Below are 1359 nucleotides of genomic sequence, written 5' to 3' on the forward strand. Positions count from 1 at the left end.
CACCGGTACGCCCGTGGACGCGACCTTCCTCAAGATCCGCCGCGCGCCAAAATGGACGTGGAACCTCGGAGCCACATACGAGACGGAAATAACCGACAACCTGACCGGCTGGGTGACGGGCGACGTCCATTACATCGGCGCGCACGAGATCACGTTCCTCAACAATCCCAACCTGCGCAACGATGGCCAGTACCTGGTCGATGCATCCGTGAATGTCCGGTTCGACCAGACCACAGTGAGCCTGTTTGGCAAGAACCTGGCCAACGAGAAGGGCTGGACGATCGGGTACGACGTCCAGGGCATCTGGAGCTACGGCGCTCCCCGACCGCGTAGGACCTATGGTGTAGCGGTCACGCAGACTTTCTAGGAGAATACGATGGACGTTACGGGCTCGCAGCCACCACCCCGCCGCTGGGTGGTGACCGGCGCGTCGCGAGGCATCGGCCTGGCGATCGCAAGGCGAGCGCTCGCGGCGGGGGACCGGGTCTGCCTGATCGCCCGGAGCGATGGTATCGAGGACACGGCGGCTGGCTTTGGCGCAAACGCCATTGGCCTGGCCGCCGACATCACCAACGCCGAGCGTATCCGCCAGTGTTGCGAGGCAGTCGCCGAAACCTGGGGAGGTATCGATGTCCTGATCAACAGCGCCGGGCTCCATCGAGGGGGCAAAGTCGGCGCACTTGCTCAGGATGACTGGGACGCCTCGATAGCGACTAACCTGTCCGGTCCCCTGAATACCGTTCGCGCTGCCCTCCCCCACATGCACGACGGCGGCGCGATCGTGAACGTCGGCGCTGTCGTCGGATTTCGCGGGTTTCCAGGCGACAGTGCCTATGGCGCCTCAAAGGCCGGCCTCGCCGGGCTGACAAACGTGCTGGCAGCCGAGCTGGCAAGGAAACAAATCCGCGTCAACATGGTCGTGCCCGGTTTCGTGATGACGGACATGACAAGTGGTGTCAGCAAAAAGGCGCGCGACGCCATCGTCGCCGGGATTCCCCTGGGCCGGATGGGGGAGGCGGAGGAAATCGCCGAGGTTTGCTATTGGGTAGCAGGCTCGACGTATATGACCGGATCCACAGTGTTCACCGATGGAGGACTGATGTGCAGCCTGTGACTTCCAGGACGGACAGCAAGCTGGCCGACTGGATAACCGCGAATGCGGGCCTGCACGACGTCGAAATCGGTGACCTGCTTGCAGGCGGGAATGCCAATGTCACGCGGCTGGTCACCGCACGAGAGGGCCGCTTTGTCCTGCGCCATCCCCCGGTAAACGCCTTGTCGGACAAAGCGGCCGCCGGCATTTCACGCGAATATACCGCGATTTCTGCCCTTTACGGCGAGGCGCCGGTTGCCCGCCCG

General features: G+C 63.6%; 2 protein-coding genes and 1 pseudogene. All 3 read left to right on the forward strand.

Annotated features, from left to right (window positions below; genetic code table 11):
- A pseudogene (locus LK12_RS23285) lies at positions 1 to 367 on the forward strand (TonB-dependent receptor); the annotation flags it as partial.
- 9 nt (positions 368 to 376) lie between these two features.
- Complete coding sequence (locus LK12_RS23290) at positions 377 to 1114, forward strand: SDR family NAD(P)-dependent oxidoreductase (protein WP_039290651.1); 738 nt, start codon at positions 377 to 379, stop codon at positions 1112 to 1114.
- Positions 1102 to 1359, forward strand: a 258-nt coding sequence (locus LK12_RS23295) for a phosphotransferase family protein (protein WP_039290654.1), incomplete at its 3' end; no start/stop codon positions are given. The genes LK12_RS23290 and LK12_RS23295, both read left to right, overlap by 13 nt.

The sequence above is a fragment of the Novosphingobium malaysiense genome (assembly GCF_000802225.1).
GTDB lineage: Bacteria > Pseudomonadota > Alphaproteobacteria > Sphingomonadales > Sphingomonadaceae > Novosphingobium > Novosphingobium malaysiense.

Bases quoted from the DNA above. Each gene is read 5' to 3' on its own strand.
- LK12_RS23290 (WP_039290651.1), top strand. From the start codon at position 377: ATGGACGTTACGGGCTCGCAGCCACCACCCCGCCGCTGGGTGGTGACC.